General features: G+C 56.2%; 19 protein-coding genes. 10 read left to right on the top strand and 9 right to left on the bottom strand.

Annotated features, from left to right (window positions below; genetic code table 11):
* A partial coding sequence (locus KGA82_RS24165) for a hypothetical protein (RefSeq protein WP_223452699.1) occupies positions 1-464 on the top strand: 464 nt, incomplete at its 5' end.
* A 333-nt stretch (positions 465-797) separates the two neighbouring features.
* Here the strand turns inward: KGA82_RS24165 and KGA82_RS24160 are convergent.
* Complete coding sequence (locus KGA82_RS24160) at positions 798-1,439, bottom strand: FMN-dependent NADH-azoreductase (RefSeq protein WP_223452698.1); 642 nt, start codon at positions 1,437-1,439, stop codon at positions 798-800.
* Positions 1,440-1,535: 96 nt separating this feature from the next.
* Here KGA82_RS24160 and KGA82_RS24155 point away from each other — a divergent pair, with 96 nt between their 5' ends.
* The 6 genes from KGA82_RS24155 to KGA82_RS24130 all read left to right on the top strand — a co-directional run bounded on the left by KGA82_RS24155 (position 1,536) and on the right by KGA82_RS24130 (position 5,015).
* Positions 1,536-2,390 (top strand): LysR family transcriptional regulator, encoded by an 855-nt coding sequence (locus KGA82_RS24155; RefSeq protein ID WP_223452697.1) that lies wholly within the window; start codon positions 1,536-1,538, stop codon positions 2,388-2,390.
* A 102-nt stretch (positions 2,391-2,492) separates the two neighbouring features.
* Entirely contained in the window at positions 2,493-2,735 is a 243-nt protein-coding gene (locus tag KGA82_RS24150) for a hypothetical protein (protein ID WP_223452696.1), read from the top strand.
* A gap of 178 nt (positions 2,736-2,913) precedes the next feature.
* Positions 2,914-3,207, top strand: a complete 294-nt coding sequence (locus KGA82_RS24145; protein ID WP_223452695.1) for a hypothetical protein — start codon at positions 2,914-2,916, stop codon at positions 3,205-3,207.
* A 222-nt stretch (positions 3,208-3,429) separates the two neighbouring features.
* Positions 3,430-3,867 (top strand): T6SS immunity protein Tdi1 domain-containing protein, encoded by a 438-nt coding sequence (locus KGA82_RS24140; protein ID WP_223452694.1) that lies wholly within the window; start codon positions 3,430-3,432, stop codon positions 3,865-3,867.
* Between the two features lie 242 nt (positions 3,868-4,109).
* On the top strand, positions 4,110-4,520 hold the full coding sequence (locus tag KGA82_RS24135) for a hypothetical protein (protein WP_223452693.1): 411 nt from the start codon (positions 4,110-4,112) through the stop codon (positions 4,518-4,520).
* Between the two features lie 177 nt (positions 4,521-4,697).
* Positions 4,698-5,015: a hypothetical protein gene (locus KGA82_RS24130; RefSeq protein WP_223452692.1), complete on the top strand. Its 318-nt coding sequence runs from the start codon at positions 4,698-4,700 to the stop codon at positions 5,013-5,015.
* A gap of 98 nt (positions 5,016-5,113) precedes the next feature.
* On the opposite strand, the gene KGA82_RS24125 is transcribed toward KGA82_RS24130, so the two are convergent.
* Positions 5,114-5,515: a hypothetical protein gene (locus KGA82_RS24125; protein ID WP_223452691.1), complete on the bottom strand. Its 402-nt coding sequence runs from the start codon at positions 5,513-5,515 to the stop codon at positions 5,114-5,116.
* 290 nt (positions 5,516-5,805) lie between these two features.
* Between KGA82_RS24125 and KGA82_RS24120 the strand changes: the two genes are divergently transcribed.
* The gene (locus KGA82_RS24120) at positions 5,806-6,402 is read left to right on the top strand and encodes a DJ-1/PfpI family protein (RefSeq protein ID WP_223452690.1); all 597 of its coding nucleotides are present in this window, start codon (positions 5,806-5,808) and stop codon (positions 6,400-6,402) included.
* Between the two features lie 412 nt (positions 6,403-6,814).
* Here the strand turns inward: KGA82_RS24120 and KGA82_RS24115 are convergent, their stop codons facing one another.
* The 3 genes from KGA82_RS24115 to KGA82_RS24105 all read right to left on the bottom strand — a co-directional run bounded on the left by KGA82_RS24115 (position 6,815) and on the right by KGA82_RS24105 (position 8,213).
* Complete coding sequence (locus KGA82_RS24115) at positions 6,815-7,444, bottom strand: LysE family translocator (RefSeq protein ID WP_223452689.1); 630 nt, start codon at positions 7,442-7,444, stop codon at positions 6,815-6,817.
* Positions 7,445-7,603: 159 nt separating this feature from the next.
* Positions 7,604-7,822, bottom strand: a complete 219-nt coding sequence (locus tag KGA82_RS24110; RefSeq protein WP_008035513.1) for a DUF4287 domain-containing protein — start codon at positions 7,820-7,822, stop codon at positions 7,604-7,606.
* A 154-nt stretch (positions 7,823-7,976) separates the two neighbouring features.
* Entirely contained in the window at positions 7,977-8,213 is a 237-nt protein-coding gene (locus tag KGA82_RS24105; protein WP_223437803.1) for a hypothetical protein, read from the bottom strand.
* A gap of 210 nt (positions 8,214-8,423) precedes the next feature.
* Between KGA82_RS24105 and KGA82_RS24100 the strand changes: the two genes are divergently transcribed.
* Complete coding sequence (locus tag KGA82_RS24100; RefSeq protein WP_223452688.1) at positions 8,424-8,765, top strand: hypothetical protein; 342 nt, start codon at positions 8,424-8,426, stop codon at positions 8,763-8,765.
* Between the two features lie 389 nt (positions 8,766-9,154).
* Here KGA82_RS24100 and KGA82_RS24095 read toward each other — a convergent pair whose 3' ends face one another.
* Positions 9,155-9,667, bottom strand: coding sequence for a GNAT family N-acetyltransferase (locus KGA82_RS24095; RefSeq protein WP_223452687.1), 513 nt, complete (start codon positions 9,665-9,667; stop codon positions 9,155-9,157).
* Between the two features lie 220 nt (positions 9,668-9,887).
* On the opposite strand from KGA82_RS24095, the gene KGA82_RS24090 reads away from it, so the two are divergent.
* Complete coding sequence (locus KGA82_RS24090; RefSeq protein ID WP_223452686.1) at positions 9,888-12,785, top strand: EAL domain-containing protein; 2,898 nt, start codon at positions 9,888-9,890, stop codon at positions 12,783-12,785.
* Between the two features lie 8 nt (positions 12,786-12,793).
* On the opposite strand, the gene KGA82_RS24085 is transcribed toward KGA82_RS24090, so the two are convergent.
* The 3 genes from KGA82_RS24085 to KGA82_RS24075 form a co-directional block, all read right to left on the bottom strand.
* Positions 12,794-12,964: a DUF2986 domain-containing protein gene (locus KGA82_RS24085; protein WP_223452685.1), complete on the bottom strand. Its 171-nt coding sequence runs from the start codon at positions 12,962-12,964 to the stop codon at positions 12,794-12,796.
* Between the two features lie 188 nt (positions 12,965-13,152).
* Positions 13,153-13,443 carry a hypothetical protein gene (locus KGA82_RS24080; protein ID WP_008035503.1) on the bottom strand — a complete coding sequence of 97 codons (291 nt, stop codon included), beginning with the start codon at positions 13,441-13,443 and terminating at the stop codon, positions 13,153-13,155.
* 212 nt (positions 13,444-13,655) lie between these two features.
* Positions 13,656-14,933: a flavohemoglobin expression-modulating QEGLA motif protein gene (locus KGA82_RS24075; RefSeq protein ID WP_008037779.1), complete on the bottom strand. Its 1,278-nt coding sequence runs from the start codon at positions 14,931-14,933 to the stop codon at positions 13,656-13,658.
* Between the last annotated feature and the right edge of the window lie 451 nt (positions 14,934-15,384).

Below are 15,384 nucleotides of genomic sequence, written 5' to 3'. Positions count from 1 at the left end.
CGGTGGTGGTTCCGGTAGTGGAGGCTCCGGAGGCAGTGGTCACGGTGGCAGCGGCCATGGAGATGGTGGTGGTCATGGTGCATCAGGCCATGACGGTGACGGTCATGGTGGTGTTGCCGGGAACAGAGGCTCAGGCAACGCGCATGACAACGATGCCGCAGATGCAGCCAGGGACGCTGCCAGAAACGATGCAAATGCAGCCAGAGATGCTGCCAGAGCTGATGCAGATGCAGCCCGGGATGCTGCAAGGGCTACTGCAAATGCAGCCAGAGATGCCGCCAGAGCTGAGGCGGATGCAGCCAGGGATGCTGCAAAAGCTGCTGGCATACCGGGCGCAGATGCAGCCAGAGATGCTGCCCGGGCCGCTGCCGACGCAGCCAGGGACGCCGCCAAAGCAGAAGCCGATGCAGCCAGAGATGCCGCCCGTGCTGCTGCAGATGCGGCGAGGGACGCTGCGAAGGTAGAGGCAAACGCAGCCAGAGAGGCTGCCAAAGTCGAGGCGAGGGAAGCCAGAGAGGATGTGGCTGACGCCCCGGACGCCCCAGACGCGCCGGATATCGACGCGGTTGAGGTACAAAACTAGGCCTGCACGTTCTGCAATGAACACGGCAGGCATTCCCGTAGCAAACGTCCGAGAGTTTGAAGGACGTATTGGCCGTTAGTCGCAAGCCCTGAAGCGTCACGGGGCTTGTGACTTCTTTTGGCCGATTTCTGCCGGCCTTCACCGGCAGCATTGGGCCGAAAACTACTCTCTGGCTCTCATGCCTGAGTGGGCGCCCGTACCTTATAAATAACCGTCAGCGACAAAGAGTATCTGCCAATCCTCTGGCCTGCTGAGTCGCAGCCTCACGCGCATCAAGATCCACGTCTTCCCCCAGGATGGTCTTCTCCACAATCACCGAATGCACATCGGTCACGCCGATGAATTGCAGCCAGGCTTCCACATAGGGCTTCTGGAAGTCGAAGCGTTCCGCCGGCGTGATCGACTGCGCCGAAAAATCCAGGCCTCGGGCGTACGCCACTACGGCGATTTTGTTGTGCAGCATGCCTTCCAGACCGCGTTCCGGATCGAAGCTGAACAGGATGTCTTTCTGCGATACCAGGTCGATGAAATGCTTGAGCTTGTACGGGATGCTGAAATTCCAAAGCGGTACGGACATCACGAGTACATCCGCGCGATGCAGGTGCGCAGCCAGGTCCTTCAAGGTGTTCCAGGCCTCTTGTTGCGCCGGGGTCAAGGCAGTGCCGCTGAGTCCTGCGTATTTGGCTTCCATTGCCAGGTCATCGAATTCCGGCAACGCCATGTTCCAGAGGTCGAGGGTGATGATGTCGGTGTCCGGAGTGTTTTCTCGATAACGCGCAATGAAGCTGCGGGCGACTTCAAGGGACGCCGAGCGCTGCTTGCGTGGAGAGCATTCAATATGGAGCAGAGTAGTCATGGCATGCCTCAAGTGCTGGGGTAGGGAGGCATTGCAACATAGTTGTATTTGAAATATAAATCGTAAATTACTAGTCGATTAATCACGCAGAAAACTATGTTCGATTCGCTGCTACTCAAAACATTTGTCGCTGTGGTCGACGAAGAAGGCTTCAGCCGTGCAGCGCAAAAGCTGCACCTGACTCAGTCTGCGGTCAGCGGCCATGTACGGCGATTGGAAGAACAGATTGGTAAACCCCTGTTGACGCGTACCACCCGCTCCCAGCAACTGACGCCCGATGGCGAGCGCTTGCTCTCTTATGCGCGCACGATCCTTGTGCTGAACCGTGATGCCTGGGCGGAACTGACGCGTACGCCATTTCACGGGCGGCTGCGGATCGGAGTGTCCGAGGATTTTGTCGAGCCCCGACTGCTACGCGCTTTTCAGGAATTCGCGGCGCAGTACCCAGGGATGGAGATCGACGTGCAGGTGAGCATTCCCGGTACGTTGCTGGCGCTGATGAAGCAAGGGCATCTGGAGTTGGTCATCGGCTCACTGTGCGAAACCAGCGAAGCGGGGAAATTGTTGTGGCAAGAGCCGCTGGTGTGGGCCTGGTCGGCGCAACCCGTCACCCGGTTACCGACGCCGTTGCCGCTGGCCCTGTTCCCCGAGCCGTGCCCTTATCGCGAGGTTGCGTTGAAGCGACTGGCTCAGGCGGGGATCGCCCAACGCACGGCGATGTTATGCAGCAGCACCGCCGGGTTACGGGCGGCGGCGCTTGCAGGCTTCGCGGTTGCGCCCATGACACTCAGTCAGTTGGGGCAAGGGCTGGTGGTTCTTGGGGCTGAACAAGGGTTACCGGAGTTGCCGGATGCAGAGTTTCGGCTGTTTACCTCGCCTGAAGCGGATCAGGCGATGGCGGCGGCGGTTACTCAACTCATTGTGGAGTATTGCTCCACGCGCAGGGCTTAACGGTTATTTCAGAGGCCAGGTGTTGAGTGCGCTCGGTCGATAGTCCTCATTGACTAACCAGCGTAATCTTTTGGACTTTCCGCCTGGTGAGGTTAACGACAGATGACGGGGCAACTTTGTGTTGTGTTCATTCCGGCACTTTCGGTGGTACTGCAAGGCGCCGAGGCGAACAAAGGATCACCGCTGACAGAGGCTGAAGTACTCAGGATCCGTGACCAGGCGACGAGTGTTGCAGTTCCATTCGACGTCGCATTGGATATGGAGAATGACCGTGGTTACCGGGATTTAATTGCAGAGGACTGCTGGAATGAATGGCAGCGATTGGGGCTTTCGATGAAAAAATGATTCCCCACGCCAGTTCCGATACTCGCTTTCTGTCGCTGTATTGAAAGCCTTTAACTGGCCGATTGTTGCCTGTCGCGAAGGGCAGCAGTGGGCCAGAAGCGGACCTTCACTTCAGACGCATGCATTCGCCAATAGTGGCCTGTAGTAGGATGCGGGTTTAAAAAAAAGAAGCTTCATTATGGATGCTCACGCACTTGAAGAAAGCAGTGTCTTATCGATCACAGTGGACCAAGCCCATCGCTATTTTGAGATGGTTGTCAGACTGGATGACGGAACCAGAAAAAAGCTGATGGCATGGAACGCGGACGGCACTGAGCTAACTATCAAGCTAGGCGCTCTTAACGTTCAAAATTCCAGCGAGCTCGGAGAGCTTGAAGGGATAAATATCGTTGATAATGTTCTATTCCTTGAAGGTGATTTTGGAGATATAACGATTAAAGCCACCTCGATTTCGATTGAAAAACTTATGTGACTACCGTGCGGGAGGCTACTTCGAGCTGAAAGCTACCCGTCACGGATGTCTGCTTCTGGCCGCTAGCTGCATATCGCCAACGTCAGCTTTGGGTCGGCTACCGCACTTCACCTAAAGCCCTAAGCGACCAAAAGCAGCCACTCAAAAAGTGCAGTAGTCTGCTTGAAAGATGTGAAAAAAAGAGCAATGACAATGGCATTGGAAACGTAAGGATAGGTACCAATGGATTTGATTGAGGAAATTGAAAAAGCGTGGAGCTGGGCTGGGATCAAACCCGTAGAGGTGGTTGGTGATAATGATTTTGGCAACCTCATTATCAAAGATGCCGGAAGTAGCTATTGGCGGCTGTGTCCTGAAGAACTGTATTGCAATAGCGTCGCAAATGATCGCGTGGAACTGGATGCCCTCTCTCAAAGCCAGGATTTTTTGCACGATTGGTACATGGAAGAATTGGTCAAACAAGCAAGAGATAAACTCGGCCTGCTTCGTCCTGGGTATAAGTACTGCCTGAAAATCCCTGCCGTGTTGGGTGGGCAGTATGAAGAGAGCAACTTGGCGACGATTTCACTTTACGAACAGGTGGCAATTTCAGGACGCCTGGCCAAGGAGCTCGGCGAGTTACCAGATGGTGCACAAATCCGTCTTGATATCTCAAAGTAGAGGCTCTTCCGAAGCACTCCATCCACATTCCCTCCCAAGACATACCGGTGCGCAGGAAATTGACCGTTTGCTATGGGTCGAATTCTGCCGTTGCTCACCGGCAGCTATGGGTCGATTTTAACCCTTATCGACAGGCTGAAATCGGCCAGGAGCAGACATTCGAACCGCTGACCAATACACTGCCGCGATAATCGTACTCAAAAATTTTTGTGCAAATGTTCCCGCAGAAAGAAGGGTTTCAAATGAGTCTTGATCTGTACCTGGAAGCGGATAATGCACTCACAGCCCCAACACTGGGGAAAGCCTTAAACAATGCTGGTGCCCGGGTAATCAACGTAGTTGGCGACAGTTTGGAAGCTACCTTTATCTCGGGACTAACGTTGAGTACCGATGGCGTAACCACGGACTCTACGATTTATGCCGAGGATACGAAGGGTATCGACTTCGGTGTTGCTATGCGTTGTACCATCAGAATCAAAGGCCCCGAGCCGGAGGGGCAGTCTGCTATGGACGATCTGGACAAAGTAGCCCAATCCATTGCTCAAACGTGCTCGTCCCTCTTCCTGATAAGCTTCCAGCTCGAAGAAACATTGTACTGGCGGGACGCGGCGGGGCTGCATCGTCCTGGATGCCAGAGCCTCCAAAAACAATGACGAATCTACCTGAACGCACTCTTGCTGCACATCTCGACGAAATGGCGATTGGCTGCTTTTCGCGAAGGGCCACTTTGGATCGGTTTCGGTCTGTCTCGACTGCAATAAAACGGCAAAAAAGCAGATGTTCGATTATGAAGCAGTTAAATCCAGAATATTTACTAAAAGAGCATGTACATGAAGAAGCTAAGTAATGATTTCAGTGGAGCACTTCGAACGTTTGCGTACTTCATGGCAAGTGGAAGCCACTACATGCTTGAAAACGTGGAGTATCTCGAAATTTATGGCTCTGAGCCGAGTGCAATTGAGATGGTCTTCGCAATATTCGCGAACGTAATAGAGATGGACAGTGAAGGCAACGTGCTCAACTTTACCTATGCCCAAAGGAGAGCGACTGATTACTTAAAGTCGTACTGCGACCCATCTTTCATAGTAACGCCGCCCCTTGAAGACTGGGAAACTGAGCTCTATGGGCCGCCCTCACTCGGACGCTAAGAAATGTCTTTAGCTCGCAGGCACGAGGGACCGTAAACTACAACCTGGTGGGCGAGCATCGCCCGTGTTACAGGCAGATTGATCCCCTGACGTTCGCACTAGCGACGATAGTAGCGGTCATCGTCCTCATAGCGGTGCCGCATGGCCCGATCCTGGTGACGCTCCCAATAACGATGGCGTTCGGCTTCTTCCCGGCGGGCTTGCTCTCTACGCCACTTTTCTCTACGCCAGTCGTCTCGGCGCCAATTGTCTCTACGATCATGCCAACGGTCGTCATGCCCGTATCGGTCATCATGGGCAAGCAACGACCCTGGCTGGTTGCCGGCCATACTGGCCACGGTCGGCCAAGGGCTGCCGGCAGCCTGGGCCGGCGCCTGAACGGCCGCCACTTCAGTTGCGAAAACAGGGGTTGAGGTCTTCATCTGTGTTGCTGATGCCGAGCCCACTGCCGCGAACGCGAACAGGCCGAAGAGCACCATCCGTAGGTCATGGAATTTCATGAGCGAAGACAACCTCTGAATTGACATGTTGATGTGTAGCCATCTGGCTGCGGGAAGCCTGCGGGTTAGCGCTTACCGAGCGAATGTGCCTGTCCACATAGACCTGTAAACAGGGAAAAGTTCTAGGGCGCCGCTGTTTAAATAGCCGACGGCCTGAGTGTTCGGCCCCTTTGAGGTTTGCCTGTGCCCACGTTCGTTATCAGTACAGAGCGTATCCATTACAATTTTTTGAGTGTATTGGTTGTTTGGTTTTACGATGGACCACAAGATTTCTCTGGTTTGAGGCTCAAATGCATATCGCAATCCTTACCTTTGAAGGCTTCAACGAACTTGATTCACTCATCTCGTTCGGCATCCTCAACCGGGTTCAACAGCCTGGTTGGCGAGTGTCTATCGCCAGCCCCACAGACAAGGTGCTGTCGATGAACGGCCTGATGATCGAGGCGCAGATGTCGTTGGAGGACGCATGTGGTGCGGACGCCGTGCTGGTGGGCAGTGGGAGAATGACCCGGGACGTCGTCGCGAATACTGTGCTGATGTCTCGCCTGAAGCTTGATCCTGCGCGCCAGCTCTTGGGCGCCCAGTGCTCGGGCACGCTCATACTTGCAAAGCTGGGCCTGCTGGACGACGTTCCGGCCTGCACGGATCTGATCACAAAGCCATGGGTTGAAGAGGCCGGTGTGGCGGTACTCAATCAACCGTTCGTGGCCAAGGGCAATGTCGCAACTGCTGGCGGGTGCTTGTCGTCGCAGTATCTTGCCGCTTGGTTCATCTCACGTCTTGCAGGTGTAGAGGCCGCACGCAGTGCACTTCATTATGTTGCCCCAGTGGGGGAGAAGGACATTTACATAACGCGTGCGATGGCGAATATTTCGCAGTTTCTTTAAGGCGGGCAATGGCCACTAATGGCGATAGCAACCAGTCGTTCGTAGCCGTAGGTTCTCTCTCATAACCCTCTGCCGGGCATACACGGATCAACTCCCGGGATAGCGAAAGTCCCCCTCCCTTTATTCAAGGCAGACTCCCGACGCTATAGGCAAGCTATCGAGAAAGGCGCGAATCTGCCGGGAACCGCGCAAGTGCACCACAGGAATGCCCGGTCGAGCTTCTCTGTACAACCTACTGCAAGGTCAGCGCGAGGGTGGATTTGCCGCTACCGGCATTGCCCAGAATGACAATCCGTTGCATGGGGGAGACTTCCTGTCGCGAAAAAAGCCGACAAGTGTGCAGGTTTTGGTTGGCGCAGTAAAAGGCGGCCTCGGCGAGTGACAACTATTGAGCGATATCGATGCGACTGCTTCAGGCTGTCCGGTTCAGCACCAGCAAACGTACTGCCAGCGCTGTCATTACGACAGCGAAGCCATAAGCGCCCAGGCGGCTGGAGATTTTGCCTCCACGCAGACGCCCATGTAGCTGTCCGGCACAGACGCTGAGCAGGGAATGAAAGATCAAGGCGATCAGTGCAAGCAACACACCTAACACCATCAGTTGCACCGTGACGCTGCTGGTTCCCAGGGTGACGAATTGCGGCAGGAATACCATGAAGAACAACAGCGCCTTGGGATTCAACAGGCTGTTGAGGGTCGCCCGGATGAAGATCTTGCGCCGCGATGCCAATGCAGGTTGAGCATCAGCGTCCGCTGGTGGAGTACTCAATGCCTTCCACGCCAGCCACATCAGATAGCAAGCCCCGGCCCACCGCAGCAAATCAAATGCCGGCGCCCAACTCATCACCAACGCACCGAGCCCCGCGCTGACCATGGCGGTCATCAGCACGTCGGCCAGGGTTATTCCCAATGCGGCGGCGAAACCGGCACGCCAGCCATGGGCAACGGCATGGCTGGTGACGAAGGCCATGTTCGGGCCAGGCACGATCAGCAACAGCAGGGCGGCGACAGTGAACAGGTAAAGGTTGGTGGCGTCCGGCATAGCGCAAATTTCCCTGGATGAGAAACAAGGCTAACCGTAGTCATTGGGTTGAAGCAGATACAGTGGAGGTGGATTTGATAGCAACAGTCAGGTGTATGGCGCCCGGTTGGCTTGAGCCGCAAGCGGGTGCATCGAGCGCCCTGTGCTACATCAGTCTCGTCAGTCGGTTTTAGTGCTCGCTAAAAAGTACGCAACCAACGCGTTGGCATGGCCATGGCCCATGCCGTGTTCAGTTTTGAGCAACGCAACCATCTCCATATGCTTCTTGCCGCTGACTGTCTTGAGCAGGGTTAGCCAGTGGGTGATTGGCTGCCCATACTTTTTTTCAATAGAGGGAAAGTACGACGCTGGTCCTTTTACTTTTGGATCGTCGGTCATGACGCAAACTCCTTTTTTGCTTGAGAACTATCGGGAGACATTACCCAGAGAGAACCACGACTACGATGACGGCAAATCCTGCGTCTTTCCGGATTCGACAGCAGTATAGAAAGTCATTCGATGGATGCCGATCCGCCGGTCGAGGCGTGCGGCGCTAAAGCCACGTGTTCACCACCCGCCGATCCAGTTCCTCCCAGTCCGCCATGCCCAGCACCCGCGTGGTGTTCAACCCGCGCAAATAACCGCGCAACTGATTGGCAGTGGCCCGCACAAGTTCCGGGTCGGGCGCGTGTTCGCCCAACAATACGGTTTCGTACTGAGTCAGGTACTCGGCCACCCTGTCGCGGAAATCGGGCAAAACGGCATCGCGGATCAGGTCAAAAGTTCTCAAGGATAGGTCCTCATCAATTTTTTTTAGTGGTGATTCAGAGTGTGTACCCATCTGCGCGGCGCGCAACTATTGCTAGAGGTAATAGTGACCATTACGAAACACAAGTTCTGCTTTGTTGGCTATAGGCGGAAAATCACCTCCAACGAACACGCACCGTGACGCAGTCCCGCTGCTGGATGAACCGAAGCTTTTATTTTCTGGATAAGACCGATGCGCTCTTTATTTGTACTCGCCATGGCGATTGGCTCTTTGTTGCTCGCCGGTTGCGCCTCCGCGCCGAACGACCCGACCCTGACCTTGCAGACCAGCAAGACCCCAGCCCAATACGCCGATTGCGTCGTACCGAAATTGCAGAGCCATGCGTTGAACCCGACCGTCTCGCAAACCCAGCGCAGCTACCGGATCGTGGTGCCGAGCAAAGTCTCGGCCGACAACGTGCTGGAAGCCTACAAGGCCGGGAATGGCGGCAAGGTGTTTATCTACGAGCGGCACTTGCTGGCTTCGAACCTGCTGCCTTCAAGTTTTGAACGCGCCGCACAGGACTGCATCTGACCCCAGCCCGTAACGCTTTCTACAGAGCTCCTTTGGTTGGCCGCAACCAACCAATTTTTTACCCCGCAGCCCATTTGGTTGCGGGGCTTTTTTTGTTCTACACGAAATCCCGGGGACAGAAACAAGAACGGCGAAATACTAGCTCCCGCAAATTCGACGTCGTTTAGCTGAACTGGATATGGGATAAGCGCAAAACCTGTAGGAGCCGGCTTGCTGGCGATAGTCGTTAACGATAACGCGTAAGAGCCGGTTAAACGCGGGGTACTTGAGTCCATCGCCAGCAAGCCGGCTCCTACAGGGGAACGCATACACCCTCAAACAACTAGGTCGAGCGTTAGTTCGCCTCGCGGCCTGAATCTTGAGACGTTTCCGGGACTCTTATTGACCCTTCATTCACTCGTCTGAATCGAAAGGCCAAACCGATACTTCTGGTTTGCCCCTGCTTGCAGAGATGTCTGTTCAATCACGAAGCCGCAGCGTTCGAGCACTTTTGCCGAGCCGATATTGTCGACGTAAACGTTGGCAACCAGTTGATTAAGATCCCAGCGCAACTGCGCTTGTTCGATCAAATGCCTCACCGCCCGCGTTGCCAGTCCTTTTGCGCAAGCACTTTGAGCAATCCGATAGCCGACTTCTGCCGACCGCGCGGACGTGTCGATGTCTTTGAGGTTCGCCCGGCCCACTATTTCCCCCCCAGCGTTTACGATGACAAAGGGGTGCCAGGTGCCGGCGGCATAATCAGATAAATAGGCTGCAATGTGCTCGGTGACCCCCTGCACCGAATAGAAAGCAGCACCGCGTGCCTCAATGTGGCGCTCGAACCACTCGCGATTGTCCCTTTCAAACGTCAGCAATGCCTCAGCATCAGTGTTTTGCAGGGTACGAATTGTGACGGTCTCCATAAGGACGCTCCTTTTCCTGGTGGAACTACTTGGATAAGGGTGCAGAGGCACACTTGTCAGTCGTTTGCCGAGTTGGCGCCCGTAAAGAATGACCTGTTGAGCAAGCAACTCACAATTCGAAAAAACCTATTGAATAAAAACTCTATAAACGGGAAGCTCACTGGCGCATTGCTAGTAACCAGTAAGTGAGTGTTGCCAGTTTCTGGCTCAGGGAGCGTTGATGAGTTTTCGTCCTTTGACCGACTTCCCGCGGCAATCGAACGATTGCGATATTGTCGCCTCTGAGCTTAAAGGGAATTCGGATACTGTCGGCATGACCTGCGCTGGCAACGAGGATACGATCGAACACTTACTGAACTCGGCGCGCAACTGGACGCACACCACCGCGTGGGTCGTTTACCGTGCCGGTGAACAGATGCATTTGGTCGGGCAGGGCGACCCTCAGGCGCAGTGGCCGTCAAGTGTTGCGAATGAACAGTTCGATGCCTTTTGCCAGACCCGGCACTTGCACCGCTGGCCGACCGGCAGCGGCGAAAGTGTGCTGGGTTGGCTGCTTGCGCCAATCGCCGAGGCCGAAGAACCGGCGCTCGCCGGTTTTGCCCAGCGCCTGGGCATTGAGGTGCAGACCAATACCCTGGCCCGCGCGCAGATTACTCAACGTGTGCTGTATGAAATTACCTACCTGGCCAGTTCGACCCGCGACCGGTCAGTGTTCCTGGTGGGGGTTCACCAGTTGCTGGCGAGCCTGATCGACGCCGAGAACTTCTATCTCGCGCTGTATGACCCGCACAGCGGCAAGATCGACTACCCGTATTACGTCGACATCATTGACGTTGATGCCGTGGAGTCCTCGCATTACGAATACCTTGACCCTTCGCATCTTTCGTTGACCGGCCAGGTATTGACCAGCGGCCAGCCGTTGCTGATCGACGCCGCCGGCATTCTCGCGGCTCAGGCCGAAGGCCGTTTTTACTGCGTGGGAGATCGTCCCGAATTCTGGATGGGCGCACCGTTGAAAAATGCCTCGGACGAGGTGTTTGGCATGCTGGCGATGCAGGTCTACGACGTTTCTCGTACCTACAGCGCCGAGGACCGCGCGCTGTTTCTGGTGGTGGCCCGCCACGTGGCCATGGCGCTGGACCGGATTCTGCACCGCGAGGATCTGGAAGCGACGGTGATGCGTCGTACCCTGGAGCTCTCAGCGCTCAACGACGCCTTGAGGCAGGAGGTGGCAGAGCGAGAGCGCGCCGAACATCTGCAGAGCGCGCTGTTCCAGATCGCTGAACTTTCCAGTCGGCCTGGCGACATGGCTGAATTGTTTCAAACCTTGCATGGCATCGTCGGTGATCTGCTGTTCGCGCGGAACTTCTATATTGCGCTGTTCGACGACGCGACCACTGAAGTGACCTTTCCGTATTATGTCGATGAGCGGCAGACGGCCTGCCCGGTGGCACGGCGAGGGCGCCGGGGCTTGACCGAGTACGTTATCCGTCAGCGTCGACCTTGCCTGATTGACGCCGACGAAGCTGAGCGATTGTCTGCGCACGGCGACATCGAACTGGCCGAAGCGTACTTCCGATCCTACTCCTGGCTGGGCATTCCATTGTTCGATGGTGATGTGGTGCGTGGCGTACTCGCGGTGCAAAGCTATACCTCGCAAGTGCGCTATACCCTGCGCGACCAGGAACTGCTGACGTTCGTCTCCCGGCACATCGACACGGCGTTGTCGCGCCGCACGGCCGCCGAAGCGATCCATGCCGCCAACCTCAAGCTGGAAGCCCGGGTGCAGAACCGTACCCGCGAGCTCGATCACGCCAATGCCAAGTTGCAACACGAAAACTCCCACGATGCGCTGACCGGGCTACCGAATCGTACCTACCTGCAACAGCGCCTCAATCTGGCCTGGTCGCAGTTCGGCAGCGAAGGCGGGCACCTGGCAGTGATGTTCATCGACCTCGACCGTTTCAAGATGGTCAACGACAGCCTCGGCCACCATTTTGGCGACCTGCTGTTGATGCAGGCCGCCCACCGTTTGCGCGGTTGTCTGCGCGACAGCGACATGCTCGCGCGCCTGGGGGGCGATGAGTTTTCCGTGCTGGCTCCCGAGGCGCCGCTGGAGGTGGTAATCGACATCGCCGAACGGATTCTGGTGGCGTTCGACTTGCCGTTCCTGATCAATGGCTATGAAGTGTTTTCGTCCTGCAGTATCGGTATTGTCAGCGCCGACAGTCAGTTCCATCAGGAACCCGCCGACTTGCTGCGCGATGCCGATGCGGCGATGTACCGGGTCAAGAGCGCCGGGCGCGACAGCTACGCAGTGTTCAATCAGGAAGTGCGCCGTGAAGTCTCGGACCAGGTTGAGCGGGAAGGGGCCTTGCGCAACGCGCTCAAACGTACTGACGAACTGTTGCCGTATTTCCAGCCGATAGTCAGTGTCGAAAGCGGCGAACTGTTGGCCCTTGAAGCACTGATCCGCTGGCATCAGCCGGGCGGCCGGGTGATCGCGCCGGGCGAGTTTCTGCCGGATGTCGAGGGTCTACGCCTGATTGGCCGACTGGACCTGTACATGCTGACCAGCATCGCCGCGATCCTCGCCCAACCCGAGCACGCCAATTGGCCGGCGGTGCACGTCAATTGCTCCAGCTACAGCATGACGCGCCCGGACTTTGCCAATGATGTGCTTGCGCTGTTGGCGCGATACGGGGTCGAGCCCTCGCGGATCTGCCTGGAGTTGACCGAGGGTGCACTGGTGGCGGAGCCGGCGATTGCCCGGCTGACCATGCAGCAATTGGCCGACAACGGCATGTCGGTGGTGCTCGATGACTTCGGTGCCGGGTTTTCATCCCTGAGCTACGTGCATCAGTACCGCTTCAGCGGTTTGAAGATCGACAAATCGTTCATCCTCGAACTGACCACCAGCCCTCGCAGTCGCGCGATCGTCCGGGCGATTGTGCGGATGGCCGAATCGCTGGACCTCAGCGTTGTGGCCGAAGGTGTCGAGGATGAAGCGACGCTGGTCTTGCTACGCGAAATGGGCGCAGGGCAGGCTCAGGGTTATTACTTTGCGAAGCCGATGGGGTTGGAGGCGTTGTTGGCGAGTTCGTTGATGGTTCGTTAGGGGCTGGATCAGCCCTCAGAGGGCGTGATTGCGTCTTGAGCGGATTCAGCGGATTCAGCGGCCAGTTTCAATCGGTCAGCTTTGCTGATGTATTTAGACTTGTTTTGCGGTGCCAGTTTGGCACTGGCCTTTTTGGCGTGAGCCTTTAATAGCTGCTTTATTTTTTTCTGACGATTCATGTATTTCTACTCGGCATTGTGAATGCCTGAATGATGGCAGAGGTTTGCGTAAGAAGCCTAGGGGTGAGGCACGGGCTTGCACCGCAATCAAACCCGATCTGATGGTTTGCGGACGATCACATTTGCGCCAGGCAAGCATGCAAAACCTGCGACAGCGACGGTGTCGCGAGATCAATCGCAAGGGCGCGTTATTTGATCTGCACGATGACCGGACCTTCCGTTACGATCGGCGGGGACGCGTGGATACTTGATGCATTTTTCTTGATCCACTCGCTTGCGACTTTCAAGCTCGCATCGCTGCCGGCCTTGTCCGTGCAAACCGTTACCGACGTACCACCATCACCCGTATTCAGCAGCGTGTAGCTTACGAGGCCCGGCACTGTCCGCAGGGTCGCTTCAACGTCGGTCTTGCGCTCTTCCAAAAGCTCGAAAAGCTGCTTTGCTCCAGTACCCAAGTAGGTTCTTATCACCGCATACATAGTCGTCTCCTATGGGGCGCCGTCTTGATGCCTGTCCAGATTCGCTGATGGCCGCTATCTCTCAGGTTTCAATTCACCCCGATTAATTAAGCTTAGCCACACGCCGGCGACTGGCGAAGTGCAACGACCACCGGCCGCTTCTGGCTGATTGCTGCGCCGCGGTCAGGATATTTCCGTGAAACTCAATCGAGTCAATTGGCAGGTGCCCATGGTCACAGGGCGCTGGCATCGTTTTCGTGTTCGTCTGCAAATGTCATGAGCACCTCCAGATCGAGCACATCCAGTTTTATCTGGGCAATAAAAGCGGAGAAGGCCAGGTTGGCGGCGAGCAGACGTAAATCGCAGGCCCAGGCCGGTAGATGGGTGGGGCCCTGGAGCCAGCCAGATTCAAATAGAGGCGCCAGGCGTACGGTATCGGCCAGACTGAGGCGTCCGGCAAACAAATGCCCCACCAATTCCGGTCGATTGTCGCGGATCGCGATGCGCAACAGGGTATGGACGCCCAGCAAACCCGTCAGGTAGGCGGCATCTTTGGTAAACGCCGAGCCGCCACGCAGGTCGGCGCCACGGAAGACCCGCTGGGTTGAGCGGAAGGACTCCTCTTGTGACTGGCCTGCAGCGAGAAACCCCTCGAATACCTGTATGAAATCGGCGCCGTCCAGCGCCTGCTGGACCGCGAGCACGCGCAGGGCCAGGCGGCGCAGGCGGTTGATGTCCATGCTGCCAGTGAACAGTTCTGCCAGGGTGGCAATGCCTTCCTGGGTTTGGGTCGTGCGTGGAGCCCCCAAACCCAGACTTTTGAGGTTGGGCTGGAGCGCGCCATTTTGTGCGGTAGCAACATGCACGAAGGCCTCATGCTGCAATAACTGATTCTTGTCCAGTTCAGAGAACAGGGCACCGGTACGCAGGCGTATACGGCTTGCCCCGGCGATTGCCTTGGCAGCCAGCGTCGGGTCGAGCACGACCGTGACCCGGCCCTCACCGAAGAAACGGTCCAGCTCCGGCTGCATCCAGGCGGCGAAGACCTCGGCCGGGATCTCAGCCTGAGTCGGTGGAATCCGGGCGCCACCCAATAGGGCGTCGGTGGTGGTGAGAAAAAAATTGGCCGCGTCCAGCATGCTGAGTTTCTGGCTCGGATAATAGAAATCCGGGCGTCGGTACAACGCGGATGAGTATTGAGTGAAGGCGGGAGTGCCAATCGCCCCCAGCATGCGTCCGGCCGTGGCATAACTGCGCGCTGTCATGGCGAGATAGTGCCCGGCTGGGTGCCCCTGATCGCAGCGTCCTATAAAGGCTTCCAGAGCGGCGATGTCGGCACTGTGATCGCGGGGGCGCAATTCGACTCTGGGCAATTCGGCTTTCCCGTTACGCCAATGCGCCAGGAAAACGTCCTCGACGCCATCCGGCCAGGACAGGGCATTCAGTACGCGGATCTTGCGAGCCAGACCGGGTAGAGCGGCATCGAGTTCAGACAGGGGGGCGCTGCTCATGGAGTCACCCTTGAAAGACGAGGATCATTCGAAAAAGCTTAGTCGTTCCGATGCGGTGCGTTGTAACCGATCAGGAGGCCCCCTGTTGTTCACGGGCGACGGAACCTTCCTGCTTCTATATAAGACGATTATCGGGCCAGGGCTGACGGTGGCAGCCAGGGATCTTTGGTGTGGAAAAAGAATTTTCGCTCGGGGGTTGACCACGTATTTTAATACTGTACTATTCGCCTCCCGCTAACGAGCAGTTCGCTGCTGGTTCTGGTTTAAGTTGTTGATTTAGTTAAGAAAAATCATCAACTTTTAAGGTTGCAGTTTGATGAAAGGCGCTGTAGAATGCGCGCCTCGGTTGAGACGAAAGATCTTAACCAACCGCTCTTTAACAACTGAATCAAGCAATTCGTGTGGGTGCTTGTGGAGTCAGACTGATAGTCAACAAGATTATCAGCATCAC

This window comes from Pseudomonas sp. BF-RE-22, assembly GCF_019956155.1.
Taxonomy (GTDB): Bacteria; Pseudomonadota; Gammaproteobacteria; order Pseudomonadales; family Pseudomonadaceae; genus Aquipseudomonas; species Aquipseudomonas migulae.
This window is presented reverse-complemented; position numbering and strand designations above follow the sequence as displayed.

What these genes read in the sequence shown, in the direction of transcription:
- KGA82_RS24160 (WP_223452698.1), bottom strand. Translation starts at nt 1,439, where the DNA reads ATGACTACTCTGCTCCATATTGAATGCTCTCCACGCAAGCAGCGCTCG.
- KGA82_RS24155 (WP_223452697.1), top strand. Translation starts at nt 1,536, where the DNA reads ATGTTCGATTCGCTGCTACTCAAAACATTTGTCGCTGTGGTCGACGAA.
- KGA82_RS24150 (WP_223452696.1), top strand. Translation starts at nt 2,493, where the DNA reads ATGACGGGGCAACTTTGTGTTGTGTTCATTCCGGCACTTTCGGTGGTA.
- KGA82_RS24145 (WP_223452695.1), top strand. Translation starts at nt 2,914, where the DNA reads ATGGATGCTCACGCACTTGAAGAAAGCAGTGTCTTATCGATCACAGTG.
- KGA82_RS24140 (WP_223452694.1), top strand. Translation starts at nt 3,430, where the DNA reads ATGGATTTGATTGAGGAAATTGAAAAAGCGTGGAGCTGGGCTGGGATC.
- KGA82_RS24135 (WP_223452693.1), top strand. Translation starts at nt 4,110, where the DNA reads ATGAGTCTTGATCTGTACCTGGAAGCGGATAATGCACTCACAGCCCCA.
- KGA82_RS24130 (WP_223452692.1), top strand. Translation starts at nt 4,698, where the DNA reads ATGAAGAAGCTAAGTAATGATTTCAGTGGAGCACTTCGAACGTTTGCG.
- KGA82_RS24125 (WP_223452691.1), bottom strand. Translation starts at nt 5,515, where the DNA reads ATGAAATTCCATGACCTACGGATGGTGCTCTTCGGCCTGTTCGCGTTC.
- KGA82_RS24120 (WP_223452690.1), top strand. Translation starts at nt 5,806, where the DNA reads ATGCATATCGCAATCCTTACCTTTGAAGGCTTCAACGAACTTGATTCA.
- KGA82_RS24115 (WP_223452689.1), bottom strand. Translation starts at nt 7,444, where the DNA reads ATGCCGGACGCCACCAACCTTTACCTGTTCACTGTCGCCGCCCTGCTG.
- KGA82_RS24110 (WP_008035513.1), bottom strand. Translation starts at nt 7,822, where the DNA reads ATGACCGACGATCCAAAAGTAAAAGGACCAGCGTCGTACTTTCCCTCT.
- KGA82_RS24100 (WP_223452688.1), top strand. Translation starts at nt 8,424, where the DNA reads ATGCGCTCTTTATTTGTACTCGCCATGGCGATTGGCTCTTTGTTGCTC.
- KGA82_RS24095 (WP_223452687.1), bottom strand. Translation starts at nt 9,667, where the DNA reads ATGGAGACCGTCACAATTCGTACCCTGCAAAACACTGATGCTGAGGCA.
- KGA82_RS24090 (WP_223452686.1), top strand. Translation starts at nt 9,888, where the DNA reads ATGAGTTTTCGTCCTTTGACCGACTTCCCGCGGCAATCGAACGATTGC.
- KGA82_RS24085 (WP_223452685.1), bottom strand. Translation starts at nt 12,964, where the DNA reads ATGAATCGTCAGAAAAAAATAAAGCAGCTATTAAAGGCTCACGCCAAA.
- KGA82_RS24080 (WP_008035503.1), bottom strand. Translation starts at nt 13,443, where the DNA reads ATGTATGCGGTGATAAGAACCTACTTGGGTACTGGAGCAAAGCAGCTT.
- KGA82_RS24075 (WP_008037779.1), bottom strand. Translation starts at nt 14,933, where the DNA reads ATGAGCAGCGCCCCCCTGTCTGAACTCGATGCCGCTCTACCCGGTCTG.